The 17,368-nt window shown below is 72.4% G+C and carries 14 protein-coding genes and 1 pseudogene; 14 read left to right on the top strand and 1 reads right to left on the bottom strand.

Annotation, left to right across the window (positions count from 1 at the left end; translation table 11 throughout):
• From ACIBJF_RS17315 to ACIBJF_RS17260, 12 genes and pseudogenes are all read left to right on the top strand, one after another.
• Positions 1–106, top strand: a pseudogene (locus ACIBJF_RS17315) (RNA-guided endonuclease TnpB family protein); the annotation flags it as partial.
• A gap of 266 nt (positions 107–372) precedes the next feature.
• Entirely contained in the window at positions 373–2,091 is a 1,719-nt protein-coding gene (locus ACIBJF_RS17310) for an NAD-dependent malic enzyme (RefSeq protein ID WP_399174537.1), read from the top strand.
• Positions 2,092–2,181: 90 nt separating this feature from the next.
• Positions 2,182–2,976, top strand: coding sequence for a TIGR03084 family metal-binding protein (locus ACIBJF_RS17305; protein WP_399174536.1), 795 nt, complete (start codon positions 2,182–2,184; stop codon positions 2,974–2,976).
• Positions 2,973–4,649: an acyclic terpene utilization AtuA family protein gene (locus tag ACIBJF_RS17300; protein WP_399174534.1), complete on the top strand. Its 1,677-nt coding sequence runs from the start codon at positions 2,973–2,975 to the stop codon at positions 4,647–4,649. The genes ACIBJF_RS17305 and ACIBJF_RS17300 overlap by 4 nt, the downstream gene beginning before the upstream one ends.
• Positions 4,646–6,244, top strand: a complete 1,599-nt coding sequence (locus ACIBJF_RS17295; protein WP_399174533.1) for an acyl-CoA carboxylase subunit beta — start codon at positions 4,646–4,648, stop codon at positions 6,242–6,244. Before ACIBJF_RS17300 ends, ACIBJF_RS17295 begins: the two co-directional genes overlap by 4 nt.
• Before the next feature lie 8 nt (positions 6,245–6,252).
• Positions 6,253–8,100, top strand: a complete 1,848-nt coding sequence (locus ACIBJF_RS17290) for a biotin carboxylase N-terminal domain-containing protein (protein ID WP_399174532.1) — start codon at positions 6,253–6,255, stop codon at positions 8,098–8,100.
• A gap of 7 nt (positions 8,101–8,107) precedes the next feature.
• Complete coding sequence (locus ACIBJF_RS17285; protein WP_399174531.1) at positions 8,108–9,268, top strand: acyl-CoA dehydrogenase family protein; 1,161 nt, start codon at positions 8,108–8,110, stop codon at positions 9,266–9,268.
• Between the two features lie 29 nt (positions 9,269–9,297).
• A complete protein-coding gene (locus ACIBJF_RS17280; RefSeq protein ID WP_399174530.1) occupies positions 9,298–10,869 on the top strand; it encodes a 4-coumarate--CoA ligase family protein in 1,572 nt (523 codons plus the stop codon).
• Entirely contained in the window at positions 10,866–11,600 is a 735-nt protein-coding gene (locus ACIBJF_RS17275) for an enoyl-CoA hydratase family protein (RefSeq protein ID WP_399174529.1), read from the top strand. The genes ACIBJF_RS17280 and ACIBJF_RS17275 overlap by 4 nt, the downstream gene beginning before the upstream one ends.
• Positions 11,601–11,604: 4 nt before the next feature.
• Positions 11,605–12,240 carry a TetR/AcrR family transcriptional regulator gene (locus ACIBJF_RS17270; RefSeq protein WP_399174528.1) on the top strand — a complete coding sequence of 212 codons (636 nt, stop codon included), beginning with the start codon at positions 11,605–11,607 and terminating at the stop codon, positions 12,238–12,240.
• Positions 12,241–12,274: 34 nt separating this feature from the next.
• Entirely contained in the window at positions 12,275–12,847 is a 573-nt protein-coding gene (locus ACIBJF_RS17265; RefSeq protein WP_399174527.1) for a hypothetical protein, read from the top strand.
• Positions 12,848–13,080: 233 nt separating this feature from the next.
• Positions 13,081–14,115 carry an isopenicillin N synthase family dioxygenase gene (locus ACIBJF_RS17260; protein WP_399174526.1) on the top strand — a complete coding sequence of 345 codons (1,035 nt, stop codon included), beginning with the start codon at positions 13,081–13,083 and terminating at the stop codon, positions 14,113–14,115.
• An 85-nt stretch (positions 14,116–14,200) separates the two neighbouring features.
• On the opposite strand, the gene ACIBJF_RS17255 is transcribed toward ACIBJF_RS17260, so the two are convergent.
• Positions 14,201–15,301, bottom strand: coding sequence for a citrate synthase 2 (locus ACIBJF_RS17255; protein WP_399174525.1), 1,101 nt, complete (start codon positions 15,299–15,301; stop codon positions 14,201–14,203).
• A gap of 166 nt (positions 15,302–15,467) precedes the next feature.
• Between ACIBJF_RS17255 and pdxH the strand changes: the two genes are divergently transcribed.
• Entirely contained in the window at positions 15,468–16,154 is a 687-nt protein-coding gene (gene pdxH, locus ACIBJF_RS17250; protein WP_399174524.1) for a pyridoxamine 5'-phosphate oxidase, read from the top strand.
• A 437-nt stretch (positions 16,155–16,591) separates the two neighbouring features.
• Complete coding sequence (locus ACIBJF_RS17245; RefSeq protein ID WP_399174523.1) at positions 16,592–17,347, top strand: SIS domain-containing protein; 756 nt, start codon at positions 16,592–16,594, stop codon at positions 17,345–17,347.
• Positions 17,348–17,368: the final 21 nt, after the last annotated feature.

Below are 17,368 nucleotides of genomic sequence, written 5' to 3'. Positions count from 1 at the left end.
CAGGGACAAGAACTCCGCCCGCGTGATGCTGGTCCGGGCAGGTTGGAACCCGGACGGTGCCGAGGGCGTAAGACCACCCGAGCCGCCGGCTCCGGTGGCGGCCTGAGCCGTAAATCCCCGCTCAGCCCTGGAGGGTGACCAATCCCCTCCCTTCAAGGGAGGGGAGCCTTCAATCTCAACTGGATCCCTCCCCCACGCGACGCACCCGGCATGCACCGCAGGCAGCGCATCCTAATGGGCCCCGCTGCGCGGCCGTCCGATCACCGCCGTATGCCCGCGCGGCCCGGACCACCCGGTCCGCCTGACCGGCTCAGTAACAGAGAGTAGCCATTGCGGTGCACACCGGAGCCGGATGTGTGGAAAAGTGGTCTCGTGACCGGCAACAGCGATCCCGCTCCTCGTCCGCTGAAGATCACCGCCCGTGGCCGTGCCGTACTCGCCGACCCCCGGATCAACCGCGGGACGGCGTTCACCGAGACCGAGCGCCGGGCCCTGGACCTCGTCGGGCTGGTCCCGCCCCACGTGCTCACCCAGGACGAGCAGGCCGAGCGCGCCTACGCCCAGTACCGGGCGCAGCCGAGCGACCTGGCCAAGAACGTCAATCTGGCCGCGCTGCACGACCGCAACGAGACGCTCTTCTACCGGGTCGTCGGCGACCACCTCGAAGAGATGCTGCCCATCGTGTACACGCCCACCGTGGGCACGGCCATCGAGCGCTACAGCCACGAGTACCGCCGCCCGCGCGGCATCTACCTCTCCGTGGACGCCCCCGATGACATCGAGTGCTCCCTGCGCGCGAGCGGTCGCGGCGCCGACGACGTCGATCTGATCGTGGCCACCGACGGCGAGGGCATCCTCGGCATCGGCGACTGGGGCGTGGGCGGCATCGACATCGCGGTCGGCAAGCTCGCCGTCTACACGGCCGCCGCCGGCATCGACCCGCGCCGCACCCTGCCGGTCATGCTCGACGTCGGCACCAACCGCAAGGAACTCCTCGACAACCCCCTCTACCTCGGCAACCGGCACCCCCGCGCCGACCGGGAGACCTACGACGCGTTCATCGACGCCTACGTCAGCGCCGCGACCGAACTCTTCCCGAACGCCCTGCTGCACTGGGAGGACTTCGGCACCGCCAACGCCCGCCGGATCCTGAACCGTTACCGGGACCGGGTCTGCACCTTCAACGACGACATCCAGGGCACGGGCGCCGTGAACCTCGCCGCCGTCCTGTCCGGCGTACGCGCCGCCGGTGTGCCCCTGCCCAAGCACCGGATCGTCGTCTTCGGCGCGGGCACCGCCGGCATCGGCGTCGCCGACCAGCTCCGGGACGCCCTGGTCGCCGAGGGGCTGTCCCCGGCCGAGGCCACCGCCCGTTTCTGGTGCGTCGACCGGTACGGGCTGCTCACCGACGGCCAGGGCGACAAGCTCCGCGACTTCCAGCAGCCCTACGCCCGCCCCGCCGACGAGGTCGCCGACTGGCGGCGCGACGACAGCCTGCCCGGCATCCCCCTCGACGAGGTGGTCCGAAGGGTCCGTCCCACCATCCTCATCGGCACCTCCGGCCAGAGCGGCGCCTTCACCGAGCCGATCGTCCGCGAGATGGCCCGGCACACCGAGCGCCCGATCATCCTGCCCATGTCCAACCCCACCCACCTCGCCGAGGCGACCCCGGCCGACCTGCTCGACTGGACGGACGGGCACGCGCTGGTGGCCACCGGCAGCCCTTTCCCGCCGGTCGAGCGGGACGGGACGACGTACGAGATCGGGCAGGCCAACAACGCCCTCGTCTTCCCCGGTCTCGGCCTCGGCGCGATCGTCGCACGGGCCTCCCGCATCACCGACCGCATGCTCCGCGCGGCGGCGGACGCGGTGGCCCGCCGGACCGGCGACAGCGACGTGGCCCGGCTGAACGCGCCGGTCCTGCCGCCCATCCGGGACCTGCGCGGCACGTCGGAGGCGGTCGCCGTGGCCGTGGTCCGCGCGGCGATGGCGGACGGCGTCGCCCGGGCCGGTCTGGACGGCGCCGACGTCGAGGCGGCGGTGCGCGCGGCGCGCTGGGAGCCGGTGTATCCGCCGGTGGAAGCGGTGTGAGGGCCCCTTCCCGGGAAGCGGGCGAAACCGGCCGCCCAAATTCATGCAAGCACGCTTGATTGTTTCTGTGTCCACTGCCATGCTCCCCCCATGGCCGACCCGACGCCCGTCATCGATGACCTGCGTGCCGAGAGCGAGGAACTCGACCTGCTCGTGGCCGAGTTGAACCCCGGGCAGTGGGCACTGCCCACCCCGGCCCCCGGCTGGACCGTCGCCCACCAGATCGCCCATCTCGCCTGGACCGACCGGTCGGCGCTGATCGCCGTCACCGACGCGGACGCCTTCCGCGCACTGGTCGGCAAGGCGCTCGCCACCCCCGACTCCTTCGTGGACGAGGGGGCGGAGGAAGGCGCCCGGCGCACGTCCGCCGAGCTGCTGGCGGCCTGGCGCGAGGGGCGCATCGCCCTCGACCGGGCCCTGCGCGAGGCCCCGCCCGGCGCCCGTTTCCCCTGGTACGGCCCGCCCATGTCGGCCGCCTCCATGGCCACCGCCCGCCTCATGGAGACCTGGGCCCACGGCCTGGACATCGCCGACGCCCTCGGTGTGGCCCGCACCCCCACCGACCGGCTCAGGCATGTGGCCCGACTCGGGGTTCGCACCCGGGACTTCGCCCACACCGTGCACGGGCTCACTCCGCCCGCGGAGGAGTTCCGCGTGGAACTCGTGGCGCCGACGGGCGAGTTGTGGGCGTACGGCCCCGAGGACGCCCCGCAGCGCGTCACCGGCCCCGCCCTCGACTTCTGCCTCCTCGTCACCCAGCGCGCCCACCGCGTGGACCTCGCCCTGAGCGCCGTCGGCCCGGACGCCGACCGCTGGCTGGACATCGCGCAGGCCTTCGCGGGTCCGTCCGGCGGCGGCCGCCCGCCGAAGGGGGCCCCGGCATGACAGTGCTGCGCATCGGCAACTTCTCCGGCTTCTACGGCGACCGCTTCGACGCCCTGCGCGAGATGCTCACCGGCGGCGAGGTCGACGTCCTCACCGGCGACTACCTCGCCGAGCTCACCATGCTGATCCTCGCCCGCGACCGGCTGAAGGATCCCGGCGCCGGTTACGCCCGCACCTTCCTGCGCCAGCTGGAGGACTGCCTCGGCCTCGCCCACGAGCGCGGAGTGAAGATCGTCACCAACGCGGGTGGACTCAATCCGGCCGGACTCGCGAATGCCGTCCGGGAGTTGGCCGGCCGCCTGGGCATCCCGGTCCGTGTCGCGCATGTCGAGGGCGACGACATCGCCGCCTCCCACCCCGGCGCGCTCGCCGCCCACGCCTACCTCGGCGGCTTCGGTATCGCCGCGTGCCTGCGGGCCGGTGCGGACATCGTCGTCACCGGACGGGTGACCGACGCGGCCCTCGTCACCGGGCCCGCCGCCGCCCACTTCGGCTGGGGCCCCACGGACCACGACCGGCTCGCGGGCGCCGTCGTCGCCGGGCATGTGCTGGAGTGCGGGACCCAGGCCACCGGCGGGAACTACGCGTTCTTCCGGGAGGGAGACGTACACCGGCCCGGCTTCCCGCTCGCCGAGGTCCACGCCGACGGCAGCAGCGTCGTCACCAAGCACCCCGGCACCGGCGGCCTGGTCGACGTCGGCACGGTCGCCGCGCAGCTGCTGTACGAGACCGGTGGCGGCCGGTACGCCGGGCCCGATGTCACCGCCCGGCTGGACACCGTACGGCTGAGCCAGGACGGGCCGGACCGAGTGCGGATCGAGGGCGTGCGGGGCGAGGCGCCACCGCCCACGCTGAAGGTCGGGCTCAACCGGCTCGGCGGCTTCCGCAACGAGGTCGTCTTCGTCCTCACCGGACTCGACATCGAGGCCAAGGCCGCGCTGGTGCGGGCGCAGCTCACCGACGCACTCGCCAAGTCGCCGCCCGACGAGGTCCGTTGGGAGCTGGTCCGCACCGACCGGGCCGACGCCGACACCGAGGAGACCGCGAGCGCCCTGCTGCGGCTCGTCGTACGGGATCCGGACGAACGGGTCGTCGGTCGGGCGCTGAGCGGGGCGGCCGTGGAGCTGGCGCTGGCCAGTTACCCGGGCTTCCATGTGCTCTCCCCACCGGGGAAGGGCTCGCCTTATGGGGTCTTCGAGGATGTGTACGTCCCCCATGGTGCCGTCGCCCATCTGGCCGTCCTCCACGACGGACGCCGTATCCCTGTGCCGGTGCCCCAGGACACTCAGCCCCTGGACGACGTACCAGCCCCACCGCTCCCTGACCCCCTCCCGCCCGGTCCGACCCGTCGCGCAGCCCTCGGGCTGGTCGCCGGGGCCCGCAGCGGGGACAAGGGCGGGAACGCCAACGTCGGCGTCTGGGCCCGCAGCGACGAGGCCTGGCGGTGGCTCGCGCACGAGCTGACCGCCGAAAGGTTCCGGCAGCTGATCCCCGAGAGCCGGGACCTGCCCGTCACCCGGCACCTGCTGCCGAATCTCCGCGCCCTGAACTTCGTCGTGGCGGGCATCCTCGGCGCGGGCGTCGCCGCGCGGGCCCGCTTCGACCCGCAGGCCAAGGCCCTCGGCGAATGGCTGCGCTCCCGCCACCTGGACATCCCGGAGGCCCTGCTGTGACCGTCCTGACCTCGGCCCTGGACCCGGCCGGTCCCGACTACCGGGCCAACCGCGAGGCCATGCTCGCCAAGCTCGCCGCACTCGACGCCGAGCACGCCAAGGCGCTCGCGGGCGGCGGCGAGAAGTACATCCAGCGGCACCGCAAGCGGGGCAAGCTGCTCGCGCGCGAGCGGATCGAGCTGCTGCTCGATCCGGACACGCCCTTCCTGGAGCTGTCCCCGCTGGCCGCCTGGGGCAGTGACTACACCGTCGGCGCCTCGCTGGTCACCGGCATCGGCGTGGTCGAGGGCGTGGAGTGCCTGATCACCGCCAACGACCCGACCGTGCGCGGCGGCGCGAGCAACCCGTGGAGCCTGAAGAAGGCCCTGCGGGCGAACGACATCGCGCTCGCCAACCGGCTGCCCTGCATCTCCCTGGTGGAGTCGGGCGGCGCCGACCTGCCCTCCCAGAAGGAGATCTTCATCCCCGGCGGCGCCATCTTCCGCGACCTCACCCGGCTCTCCGCCGCCGGCATCCCGACCATCGCGGTCGTCTTCGGCAACTCCACCGCCGGCGGCGCCTACATCCCGGGCATGTCCGACCACGTGATCATGGTCAAGGAGCGGGCGAAGGTCTTCCTCGGCGGGCCGCCGCTGGTGAAGATGGCCACCGGCGAGGAGAGCGACGACGAGTCCCTGGGCGGCGCCGAGATGCACGCGCGCGTGTCGGGCCTCGCCGACTACTTCGCCGTGGACGAGCCGGACGCCTTGCGGCAGGCCCGCCGTGTGGTGGCCCGGCTGGGCCACCGCAAGGCGTACCCGGATCCCGGCCCCGCCGAGCCTCCCAAGTACGACCCGGAGGAACTGCTGGGCATCGTCCCGGGCGACCTCAAGATCCCCTTCGACCCGCGCGAGGTCATCGCCCGGATCGTCGACGCCTCCGACTTCGACGAGTTCAAGCCGCTCTACGGGACCAGCCTGGTCACCGGCTGGGCGGCCCTGCACGGCTACCCGGTGGGGGTGCTCGCCAACGCCCAGGGCGTGCTCTTCAGCGCCGAGTCGCAGAAGGCCGCCCAGTTCATCCAGCTCGCCAACCAGCGCGACATCCCGCTGCTCTTCCTGCACAACACCACCGGTTACATGGTCGGCAGGGAGTACGAGCAGGGCGGGATCATCAAGCACGGCTCGATGATGATCAACGCGGTCAGCAACAGCAGGGTCCCGCACCTGTCCGTGCTCATGGGGGCGTCGTACGGCGCCGGGCACTACGGCATGTGCGGGCGGGCCTACGACCCCCGCTTCCTGTTCGCCTGGCCGAGCGCCAAGTCCGCCGTCATGGGCCCGCAGCAGCTCGCCGGCGTGCTGTCGATCGTCGCCCGCCAGTCGGCGGCGGCGAAGGGACAGCCGTATGACGAGGACGCGGACGCCGCTCTGCGCGCCATGGTGGAGCAGCAGATCGAGTCCGAGTCGCTGCCGATGTTCCTGTCCGGGCGGCTGTACGACGACGGCGTCATCGACCCGCGCGACACCCGCACCGTCCTCGGCCTGTGCCTGTCCGCCCTCCACACGGCGCCCTACGAGGGCGTGCGCGGCGGCTTCGGCGTCTTCCGGATGTGAGGCATCACGTGATTACGACACTGCTCGTCGCCAACCGGGGCGAGATCGCCTGCCGGATCTTCCGCACCTGCCGTGAGCTGGGGATCCGGACGGTCGCCGTGCACTCGGACGCCGACGAGAACGCGCTCCACGCGCGCGTGGCCGACACGGCGGTACGGCTGCCGGGCGCGGCGCCCGCCGAGACGTATCTGCGCGGCGACCTGCTCGTGAAGGCGGCCCTCGCCGCGGGCGCGGACGCCGTGCACCCCGGCTACGGCTTCCTCTCCGAGAACCCCGACTTCGCCCGCGCCGTCCTCGACGCCGGCCTGACCTGGATCGGCCCCTCCCCGGAGGCCATCGAGGCGATGGCGTCCAAGACTCGCGCCAAGGAACTGATGGGCCTCACGCCCCTGCAGGAGGTCACCGAGGCCGACCTGCCGGTGCTGGTGAAGGCGGCCGCCGGCGGCGGGGGGCGCGGGATGCGGATCGTGCGCCGCCTGGAGGAGCTGAGCGCCGCCCTGGAGGCCGCGCGCGCCGAGGCCGCGAGCGCCTTCGGCGACGGCGAGGTGTTCATCGAGCCCTACCTGGAGCACGGCCGCCACGTCGAGGTCCAGATCCTCGCCGACACCCACGGCACGATCCGGCCCCTCGGCACCCGCGACTGCTCCCTGCAGCGCCGCCACCAGAAGGTCGTCGAGGAGGCCCCGGCGCCCGGCCTGTCCGAGCAGCTCACGGAGGACCTGTACGCGCTGGCCGTACAGGCCGCGTCCGCCGTCGCCTACACCGGCGCCGGCACCGTCGAGTTCCTCGTCGCCGACGGCCGCGCGCACTTCCTGGAGATGAACACCCGCCTCCAGGTCGAACACCCCGTGACCGAGGCGGTGTTCGGCATCGACCTGGTCGCCGAGCAGATCCGCATCGCGGAGGGCGGGGCCCTGGAAAAAGACCCGCCACGCGCGCGTGGCCACGCCGTCGAGGCCCGCCTGTACGCCGAGGACCCCGCCCACGACTGGGCCCCGCAGACCGGCACCCTGCACCACCTCGCCGTACCGGACGGGGTCCGCCTGGACACCGGCTACACCGACGGCGACACCATCGGCGTCCACTACGACCCGATGCTCGCCAAGGTCGTCGCCCACGCGCCCACCCGCGCGGAGGCCATCCGCCGGCTCGCGGGCGCGCTGGAGCGGGCCGATCTGCACGGCCCGCTCACCAACCGGGACCTCCTCGTGCGTTCCCTGCGCCACGAGGAGTTCACGAGCGGCCGCATGGACACCGGCTTCTACGACCGCCACCTGCCCGCCCTGGCCACCCCGGCGCCCGACCCGTACGCCCCCCTGGCCGCCGCCCTCGCCGACGCCCACGGCCGCTCCCGCTTCGGCGGCTGGCGCAACGTTCCCTCACAGCCGCAGGTGAAGCGGTACGCGGTCGCGGGGGAGGAGCACGAGGTCCGCTACCGGCACGCGAGGGACGGCCTCGCGGCCGAGGGAGTGCGGGTCGTGCACGCCGACGCGCGCGTGGTCGTACTCGAAGTGGACGGCGTGGAACGGAAGTACACCGTCGCCCGCTACGGCGACGAGGTCTACGTGGGTGCCACCCGCCTCACCGCCCTGCCCCGCTTCCCCGACCCCACCGCCCAGCTCGCACCGGGTTCCCTGCTGGCACCGATGCCGGGCACGGTCGTCCGCGTCGCCGAGGGCCTTCAGGAGGGGGCGGCCGTCCAGGCGGGCCAGCCGCTGATCTGGCTGGAGGCGATGAAGATGCAGCACCGGATCTCGGCGCCGGTCACGGGAACGCTGACCGCGCTGCACGCCAGGACCGGCCGGCAGGTGGAACCAGGAACCCTGCTCGCCGTAGTGCAGGAAACCTCTTCTTAGGAGCCTCATGTCTCCCGTCATCGAAACCGAAGAGCACAAAGCCCTCCGCTCGGCGGTGGCCGCCCTCGGCAAACGCTACGGCCGCGACTACCTCGTCCAGGCCGTCGCCGCGGGCAAACCCCCCACCGAACTGTGGACCGAGGCCGGAAAGCTCGGCTACCTCGGCGTCAACCTCCCCGAGGAGTACGGCGGCGGCGGTGGCGGCATCGCCGAACTCTCCATAGTCCTCGAAGAGCTGGGAGCAGCGGGCTGCCCCCTGCTCATGCTGGTGGTCTCGCCCGCCATCTGCGGCACCGTGATCTCCCGCTTCGGCACCGAGGCCCAAAAGCAGCGGTGGCTCCCGGGAATCGCCGACGGCACCCGCCTCATGGCCTTCGGCATCACCGAACCCGACGCCGGCTCCAACAGCCACCGCATCACCACCACCGCCCGCAAGGACGGCACCGACTGGCTGCTGACCGGCCGCAAGGTCTTCATCTCCGGCGTCGACATCGCGGACGCCGTCCTGATCGTCGGCCGTACCGAGGACGCCCGCACCGGACGCCTCAAGCCCTGCCTGTTCATCGTCCCGACGGACGCCGAGGGCTTCGAAAGGCGCCCGATCGACATGGAACTGGGCGCCGCCGAGAAGCAGTTCGAGCTGGTCCTGGACGACGTACGGCTGCCCGCCGACGCACTCGTCGGCGACGAGGACGCCGGACTGCTGCAACTGTTCGCCGGGCTGAACCCCGAGCGGATCATGACCGCCGCCTTCGCCATCGGAATGGGCCGCTACGCCCTGGCCAAGGCCGTCGAGTACGCCCGCGACCGTACCGTCTGGAAGTCCCCGATCGGCGCCCACCAGGCCATCGCCCACCCCCTGGCGCAGGCCCACATCGACCTGGAACTGGCCCGGCTGATGATGCAGAAGGCGGCCCACCTCTACGACACCGGCGACGACATCGGCGCGGGCGAGGCCGCCAACATGGCCAAGTACGCGGCCGGGGAGGCCTGCGTGAAGGCCGTCGACCAGGCCGTGCACACCCTCGGCGGCAACGGGCTCACCCGCGAGTTCGGACTCGCCTCGCTGATAACGGCCGCGCGCGTGGCTCGTATTGCCCCGGTGAGCCGGGAGATGATTCTCAACTACGTCTCTCACCAGACCCTGGGCCTGCCCAAGTCGTACTAGGCGACCGCGCCGACCGTCCTGGAGGAACCGTGTTCCGCAGCGAGTACGCAGACGTTCCGCCCGTAACACTCCCGATCCACGAGGCCGTCCTGGGACGTGCCGCCGAGTTCGGCGAGCACCCCGCGCTCATCGACGGCACGGACGGCACCACACTCACGTACCAGCAGGTGGACCGGTTCCACCGGCGCGTCGCCGCCGGACTCGCTGACGCGGGCGTCGGCAAGGGCGACGTCCTCGCCCTGCACAGCCCCAACACCATCGCCTTCCCGACCGCCTTCTACGCCGCCACGCGCGCGGGTGCCTCCGTCACCACGGTGCACCCGCTCGCCACGCCCGAGGAGTTCGCCAAGCAGCTCGGCGACAGCAGGGCACGCTGGATCGTCACCGTCTCACCCCTGCTGGAGACTGCCCGCCGCGCCGCCGAACTCGCGGGCGGCATACGGGAGATATTCGTCTGCGACAGCGCGCCCGGCCACCGCTCCCTCACCGACATGCTCGCCACCGCCGCCCCCGAACCGGAGATCGCGTTCGACCCGGCCGAGGACGTCGCCGCGCTGCCGTACTCCTCCGGCACCACCGGCATCCCCAAAGGCGTGATGCTCACCCACCGCCAGATCGCCACCAACCTCGCCCAGCTGGCGCCCGCCGTACCGGCCGCCCCCGGCGACCGCATCCTCGCCGTACTGCCGTTCTTCCACATCTACGGCCTCACCGCCCTGATGAACGCGCCCCTGCGCCAGGGCGCCACGGTCGTCGTCCTGCCCCGCTTCGACCTGGAGACCTTCCTCGCAGCCATCGAGAAGCACCGCATCACCGGCCTGTACGTCGCCCCGCCGATCGTCCTCGCCCTCGCCAAGCACCCGGCGGTCGCCCGCTACGACCTCTCCGGCCTGAAGTACGTCATCAGCGCCGCCGCCCCGCTGGACGCCCAGCTCGCCCGCGCCTGCTCGCAGCGCCTCGGCCTGCCCCCGATCGGCCAGGCCTACGGCATGACCGAACTGTCCCCCGGCACCCACGTCGTCCCCCTCGACCGGCTGCACGACGCCCCCGCCGGCACCGTCGGCAGGCTCATCGCCGGCACCGAGATGCGGATCGTCTCCCTGGACGACCCCGACAAGGACCTCGGCACCGGCGAGAGCGGCGAGATCCTGATCCGCGGCCCCCAGGTGATGAAGGGCTACCTCGGCCGCCCCGACGCCACCGCCGCGATGATCGATGCCGACGGCTGGCTGCACACCGGAGACGTCGGGCACACCGACGAGGACGGCTGGCTGTACGTCGTGGACCGGGTCAAGGAACTCATCAAGTACAAGGGCTTCCAGGTGGCCCCCGCCGAACTGGAGGCCCTGCTGCTCACCCACCCACGCATCGCCGACGCCGCCGTCATCGGCACCTACGACGGCGACGGCAACGAGGTCCCGCACGCCTTCGTCGTCCGCCGCGCCGACACCGCCGGCGAACCGACCGAGAACGAGATCATGCGGTACGTCGCCGAACGCGTGGCCCCCTACAAACGCGTGCGCCGGGTCACCTTCATCGACGCCGTCCCCCGCGCCGCCTCCGGCAAGATCCTGCGCCGGGAACTGAGGGAGCTGCCGTGACATCGATCAGCCGCACGCGCGCGCGTGCCGTCGAAACCCTCAGCCTCGATGCCACCGACACCCGCAACGCCCTCTCGGCCGCCCTCGTCTCCGACCTCGCCGCCGCCCTCACCGACTGCGGCGAGGACCCCGGCGTACGCGCCGTCGTCCTCACCCACACCGGCTCCACCTTCTGCGCCGGCGCCGACCTGCGCGACCCGCCCGACCCCGACGCCCTGGTCGCCCTGCTCCGGCAGATCGTGGAACTGCCCAAGCCGGTCGTCGCCCGCGTCACCGGCCACGTCCGCGCCGGCGGCCTCGGCCTGCTCGCCGCCTGCGACATCGCCGCCGCCTCCACCACGGCCACCTTCGCCTTCACCGAGGTCCGCATCGGCGTCGCCCCCGCGGTGATCTCCCTGCCGGTCATCCCGCGCACCGACCCCCGTGCCCTCGCCCGCCACTACCTCACCGGCGAGCGCTTCGACCCGGCTCAGGCCGTACGCCTCGGCCTGCTGACGACGACCGCCGACGACGTCGACGACGCCCTCGCCCCCATCCTCGACGGCCTGCGCCGCTCCTCCCCGCAGGCCCTGACCGAGACGAAACAGCTGCTCACGGCTAGGGTGCTGGAAACATTCGACCGGGACGCGGCGGCGCTGACCGCGCTCTCGGCCCGGCTGTTCTCCTCCGACCAGGCCCGGGAGGGGATGACGGCCTTCCTGGAAAGACGGGACGCGGCATGGGTGGTGTGACCGGATGAGCACGACGGCGGAACGCGACGGCGTGGCCCGGCAGGACCCGAACCCCAAGCCGGACCGCAGCCCCAAACAGGACCGCAGCCGGGCCACCCGGCAGCGGCTCCTGGAGGCCGCCGTGGCCTGCCTGGCCGAACACGGCTGGGCGGGCTCCACCGTCGCCGTCGTGGCCGAACGCGCCGGCGTCTCCCGCGGCGCCGCCCAGCACCACTTCCCGACCCGCGAGGACCTCTTCACGGCCGCCGTCGAATACGTCGCCGAAGAACGCTCCACCGCCCTGCGGGAACTCTTCCCGGCCGGCCCCGCCGACCGCCGCGCCGTCGTCGCCGCCCTCGTCGACCTCTACACCGGCCCCCTCTTCCGCGCCGCCCTGCACCTGTGGGTCGCCGCCTCCAACGAGGACCAGCTGCGCACCCGCGTGACCGAACTGGAGGCCCGCGTCGGCCGCGAGACCCACCGCATCGCCGTCGACCTCCTCGGCGCAGACGAGAGGCGCCCCGGCGTCCGCGAAACCGTCCAGGGCCTCCTCGACATGGCCCGCGGCCTCGGTCTCGCCAACCTCCTCACCGACGACACCGCCCGCCGCGCACGGGTCGTCGCCCAGTGGGCCGACCTGCTCGAACAGGCCCTCGGCTGAGCCGTTGTCAGTGGCGGCGGCTACGGTTGCGGGCATGGGGGACCACTTTCAGACCATCGTCGACCTGGACGCCACCGCCGCCGAGGCACCGCGGCTCGCCGAGCACGTCCTCGACCGGCTCGTGACCGAGGGCATCGTGCTGGCCGAGCGCACCGACCGCTCCTTCGGCCACCACCTGCCCGGCCCGCACTGGCACCGGGCGGTCGACCCGGCAGACGCCGACTGGAAACCGTCCGACGGCCTGACCGTGTACACCGGGCGCACGATCTTCCACGGCGGCCAAGGCGAGCCCGAGTGGGTCCGCTGCCCCCGCTGCACGACCACCACCCGCCTCTACACCGACGAGTACGACCGAATAGACGCGGCCTGGGAGCCGTACGGCACGGCCATGGACCGCTGGCACGCGACCGGAGCGGCCGACGTCACCTGCCCCGCCTGCGCCACCCCGGTCCCGCTCCCGGACTGGACCTGGGCCCACGACTACTTCGCCTTCGCCCACCTGGGCTTCGAGTTCTGGAACTGGCCCGAGTTCGGCGAGGACTTCCGCACCCTGCTCGCCGATGCGCTGGGCGGCCACCGCACCGTGTGCGTGTGGGGCAAGTTCTGACCGGGTGAGCCGGGCCACACCCGTATCCGGCACAGGGCAGTACTCTTGGCCCATGCTTCCGATGCTCGTCCGCCGCCGCCACGTGGACTACGTGCGCGTCACGAGCATGGGCTGTCGGCGCCTGCCCGCCTGATCCAGCCCCCTCCTCACTTCTTTTTCCGGTCCTTTTCCGGCACCCGGGGGCCGTCACACCCCTCGGCGGCCACCGTGCCCCGTACACCCGCGGACGCACCATGACCACGCACACCGAGACGGCGACCCCGTCCTACGACCAGCTCCCCATCATCGACCTGTCGGCCGCCGACCGCGGCCCCCAGGCCCGCGCCGAGCTCCACGCCCAGCTGCACAGCGCCGCCCACGACGTCGGCTTCTTCCAGCTCGTCGGACACGGCGTCACCCAGGCCGAGACCGACGCGCTGCTCACCGCCATGCGCGCCTTCTTCGCCCTCCCCGAGGCCGACCGGCTCGCCCTCGACAACGTGCACTCCCCGCACTTCCGCGGCTACACCCGCACCGGCGACGAACGCACCGCCGGCGCCCGCGACTGGCGCGACCAGCTCGACATAGGCGCCGAACGCCCCGCCCGCGTCCCCGCCCCCGGCGAACCCCCGTACTGGTGGCTCCAGGGCCCCAACCAGTGGCCCACCGCCCTCCCCGAACTGCGCACCGCCGCCCTGGCCTGGATCGACAGGCTCAGCGCAGTGGCGAACCGCCTCCTGCACGAACTCCTGACGGCGATCGGCGCCCCCGCCGACTTCTACGACCCGGTCTTCGGCACCCACGCCCACCCGCATCTCAAGCTCGTCCGCTACCCCGGCAGCGCCGACGACGGCACCGACCAGGGCGTCGGCGCCCACAAGGACTACGGCTTCCTGACCCTGCTCCTGCAGGACACCGTCGGCGGCCTCCAGGTCCAGCGCGAGGACGGCCTCTTCCACGACGTCCCGCCCATCGAGGGCGCCTTCGTCGTCAACCTCGGCGAACTCCTGGAAGTCGCCACCAACGGCTACCTGATCGCCACCAACCACCGCGTGGTCAGCCCGCCCGGAGCCACACAACGCTTCTCCGTGCCGTTCTTCTACAACCCCCGCCTGGACGCCAAGGTCGAGCCGCTGCCCTTCCCGCACGCCTCCGAGGCCCCCGGCATCACCACCGACCCGGCGAACCCCCTGTACGCCGAGTACGGCTACAACGAACTCAAGGGCAAGCTGAGGGCACACCCGCTGGTGGCGCAGCGGCACCATGCGGATCTGCTGACCCCTGCATGAAAAAACCGGGCCCGAAGGGCCCGGTTTTCAGGGGCGCGGGCAACCACGGCAGACCCGCGGTCGCCCGCGCCCCTGAGCCCCTCTCTCAGCGGGCGATCTCTTCGTACCCCTCGATGTCCTCCGGCCGACGCGGCCCGGGACCCACATACCGAGCCGACGGCCGCACCAGCCGCCCCGTCCGCTTCTGCTCGAGAATGTGCGCCGACCACCCGGCGGTCCGGGCACACGTGAACATCGACGTGAACATGTGCGCCGGTACCTCGGCGAAGTCCAGCACGATGGCCGCCCAGAACTCCACGTTGGTGGCGAGCACCCGGTCGGGCCGGCGATTGTGCAGCTCCTCCAGCGCGGCCTTCTCCAAAGCCTCGGCGACCTCGAACCGCGGCGCCCCCAGCTCCCGCGCCGTACGCCGCAGCACCCGCGCCCGCGGATCCTCCGCCCGGTACACCCGGTGCCCGAACCCCATCAGCCGCTCACCCCGGTCCAGGGCCTGCCGGACGTACGCCTCCGCGTCCCCCGTCCGCTCGATCTCCTCGATCATCCCGAGCACCCGAGAGGGGGCACCCCCGTGCAACGGGCCGGACATCGCCCCGACCGCCCCCGACAGCGCGGCCGCGACATCGGCCCCGGTGGAGGCGATGACCCGCGCGGTGAACGTCGAGGCGTTCATCCCGTGCTCGGCCGCGGACGTCCAATAGGCGTCCACCGCGGCGACATGCTTGGGATCCGGCTCCCCCCGCCACCGGATCATGAACCGCTCCACCACCGACTTCGCCTTGTCGATCTCCCGCTGCGGCACCATCGGCAGCGTCTGCCCACGCGCCGACTGGGCCACGTACGACAGCGCCATCACGGCGGCCCGCGCGAGGTCCTCACGCGCCCGCCGCTCGTCGATGTCGAGCAACGGCTTCAGCCCCCACACCGGCGCCAGCATCGCGAGCGCCGACTGCACATCCACCCGGATGTCACCGGAGTGCACCGGGATCGGGAACGGCTCGGCGGGCGGCAGCCCCGGATTGAAGGCCCCGTCGACCAGCAGCCCCCACACGTTCCCGAACGAGACATGACCGACCAGATCCTCGATGTCGACGCCCCGGTAGCGCAGGGCGCCCCCCTCCTTGTCCGGTTCGGCGATCTCCGTCTCGAACGCGACGACTCCCTCGAGTCCGGGTACGAAATCGGACATCAGGCGGCTCCTCGTGAAGTGTCGGCGGCGGTCACCCCGGTGATGCCCCGATCGGCCGGTGGTCACCCAAACCGCAAGGGAACCTGCACGATAACTCCCAGTGCCACGGTTGGGGAGTCTGTACGACACTGAGTGCCAGTGGCGTTCGATACGGCAAGATGACCGCGTGACCGACCGCGACCCGCTCCTGGATCCCGTCCTCGACCCCGCCGCCATGCGCAAGCAGTACCGGGCGGAGGGACTCGCCGAACAGGACCTCGCCGCGCACCCCATGGACCAGTTCGCCCGCTGGTTCGAGGACGCCGCCCGGGCGGCCCTGCACGGCACCATCTACGAGCCCAACGCGATGGTCGTCTCCACGGTGGACGCGGCGGGCCGCCCCAGCTCGCGCACGGTCCTGATGAAGCAGTTCGACACCGAGGGCTTCGTCTTCTTCACCAACTACGGCTCCCGCAAGGCCCACGACCTCGCCGAGAACCCGCACATCTCCCTGCTCTTCCCCTGGCACCCGCTGGCCCGCCAGGTCATCGTCACTGGCACCGCCCACCGCACCGGCCGCGACCAGACCGCCGCCTACTTCCGCACCCGCCCGCACGGCTCCCAGCTGGGCGCCTGGGCCAGCGCCCAGTCCTCGGTGATCGCCTCCCGCACCGAACTGGACGCCGCCTACGCCGAACTGCAGGCCCGCTACCCCGAGGACGAACAAGTCCCGGTCCCCCCGCACTGGGGCGGCTTCCGCATCACCCCGGAGACCATCGAGTTCTGGCAGGGCCGGCACGACCGCCTCCACGACCGCCTGCGCTACGTCGCCCAGCCGGGCGGCGGCTGGCAGGTCGAGCGCCTCGCCCCCTGAGAGCACGGGCGCCCCGTGAACGCAGACGACCCGCGGGCTGGGTTCCTCTGAGAGGAGCCGGCCGGACGTACCGGCAGCCCGCGGGTCGGGTGACTGCGTTGGATTTGGCCAGCTGCGTGTTTCGCACACACGCTGGTCCGGCACCGCACTTGGTGTGGTGGCGAGCCGCTAGCCCGCAGCCACCTCGCGCGTCCGGGTTTCACTCATTTACCCGATCACCTCCCTTCCACGTAAGGCACAGCCTAGGAAGCGGTCGGGGAGGGCTCAAGTGTTTTTCCGATGCGCCGCCGGCGGAGACGGAGATCCGGGTTCCCGAGATCGCACCGGCCGGCTGTCCCGAACGCGTGACCGGCCCGGATGGCAGGCGGCCGTATTGACACCGCGCTGGTCCAGACCGCACGGTGATCCGCGACACAGACGCTGCGAAGGGGCACCGCATGAGCGACGGCACGCCTGCCGACCTGTTCTTCGACGCCGCCATCGGCCTGCTGCAACGGGTCCGCGAGGAGGAGGCCGAGTCGATCGCCGCCGCCGGCAACCTGCTCGCCGACACCGTCGCCGCCGGCGGCCGCCTGTTCGCCTTCGGCGCCGGGCACTCCTCCCTGGCCGCCCAGGACGTCGTCTACCGCGCCGGCGGCCTCGCCCTGATGAACCTGCTCGCCGTCCCCGGCGTCGTCGGCGTCGACGTCACCCCGGCCACCCTCGGCTCCGCCCTCGAACGCGTCGACGGCCTCGCCGGTGCCGTCCTCGACACCTCACCGGTCCGCTCCGGCGACGCCCTGGTGATCATCTCCCTCTCCGGCCGCAACGCCCTGCCCGTGGAGATGGCAGTGAACGCCCGCGGCCTCGGCCTGAAGGTCATCGGTGTCACCTCGGTCGCGTACGCCTCGCAGACCACGTCCCGGCACTCCTCCGGCACCTTCCTGAAGGACCACTGCGACATCGTCCTGGACTCGAAGATCGCCGTCGGGGACGCGGAGCTCACCCTGGACACCATCCCGGCGCCCTTCGCCCCCGCCTCCACGGTCGTCACCGCCGCCCTGATGCAGGCCGTCATGGCGACCGCCGCCGCCGCCCTCGCCGACCGGGGCATCGAACCCCCGCTCCTGCGCTCCGGCAACGTCGACGGCGGCCACGAGTGGAACCGCCGCGTGATGCGGGAGTACGGCGACCGGATCTTCTACCGGCACTGAGCCCACCGGCGAGCCGCGGCG

Origin of the sequence: Streptomyces sp. NPDC050743 (assembly GCF_044456925.1) — a bacterium.
In the GTDB taxonomy this organism is placed as follows: Bacteria; Actinomycetota; Actinomycetes; order Streptomycetales; family Streptomycetaceae; genus Streptomyces.
This window is presented reverse-complemented; position numbering and strand designations above follow the sequence as displayed.

What these genes read in the sequence shown, in the direction of transcription:
- ACIBJF_RS17285 (WP_399174531.1), top strand. Translation starts at nt 8,108, where the DNA reads ATGTCTCCCGTCATCGAAACCGAAGAGCACAAAGCCCTCCGCTCGGCG.
- ACIBJF_RS17270 (WP_399174528.1), top strand. Translation starts at nt 11,605, where the DNA reads ATGAGCACGACGGCGGAACGCGACGGCGTGGCCCGGCAGGACCCGAAC.
- ACIBJF_RS17305 (WP_399174536.1), top strand. Translation starts at nt 2,182, where the DNA reads ATGGCCGACCCGACGCCCGTCATCGATGACCTGCGTGCCGAGAGCGAG.
- ACIBJF_RS17260 (WP_399174526.1), top strand. Translation starts at nt 13,081, where the DNA reads ATGACCACGCACACCGAGACGGCGACCCCGTCCTACGACCAGCTCCCC.
- ACIBJF_RS17265 (WP_399174527.1), top strand. Translation starts at nt 12,275, where the DNA reads ATGGGGGACCACTTTCAGACCATCGTCGACCTGGACGCCACCGCCGCC.
- ACIBJF_RS17255 (WP_399174525.1), bottom strand. Translation starts at nt 15,301, where the DNA reads ATGTCCGATTTCGTACCCGGACTCGAGGGAGTCGTCGCGTTCGAGACG.
- ACIBJF_RS17300 (WP_399174534.1), top strand. Translation starts at nt 2,973, where the DNA reads ATGACAGTGCTGCGCATCGGCAACTTCTCCGGCTTCTACGGCGACCGC.
- ACIBJF_RS17245 (WP_399174523.1), top strand. Translation starts at nt 16,592, where the DNA reads ATGAGCGACGGCACGCCTGCCGACCTGTTCTTCGACGCCGCCATCGGC.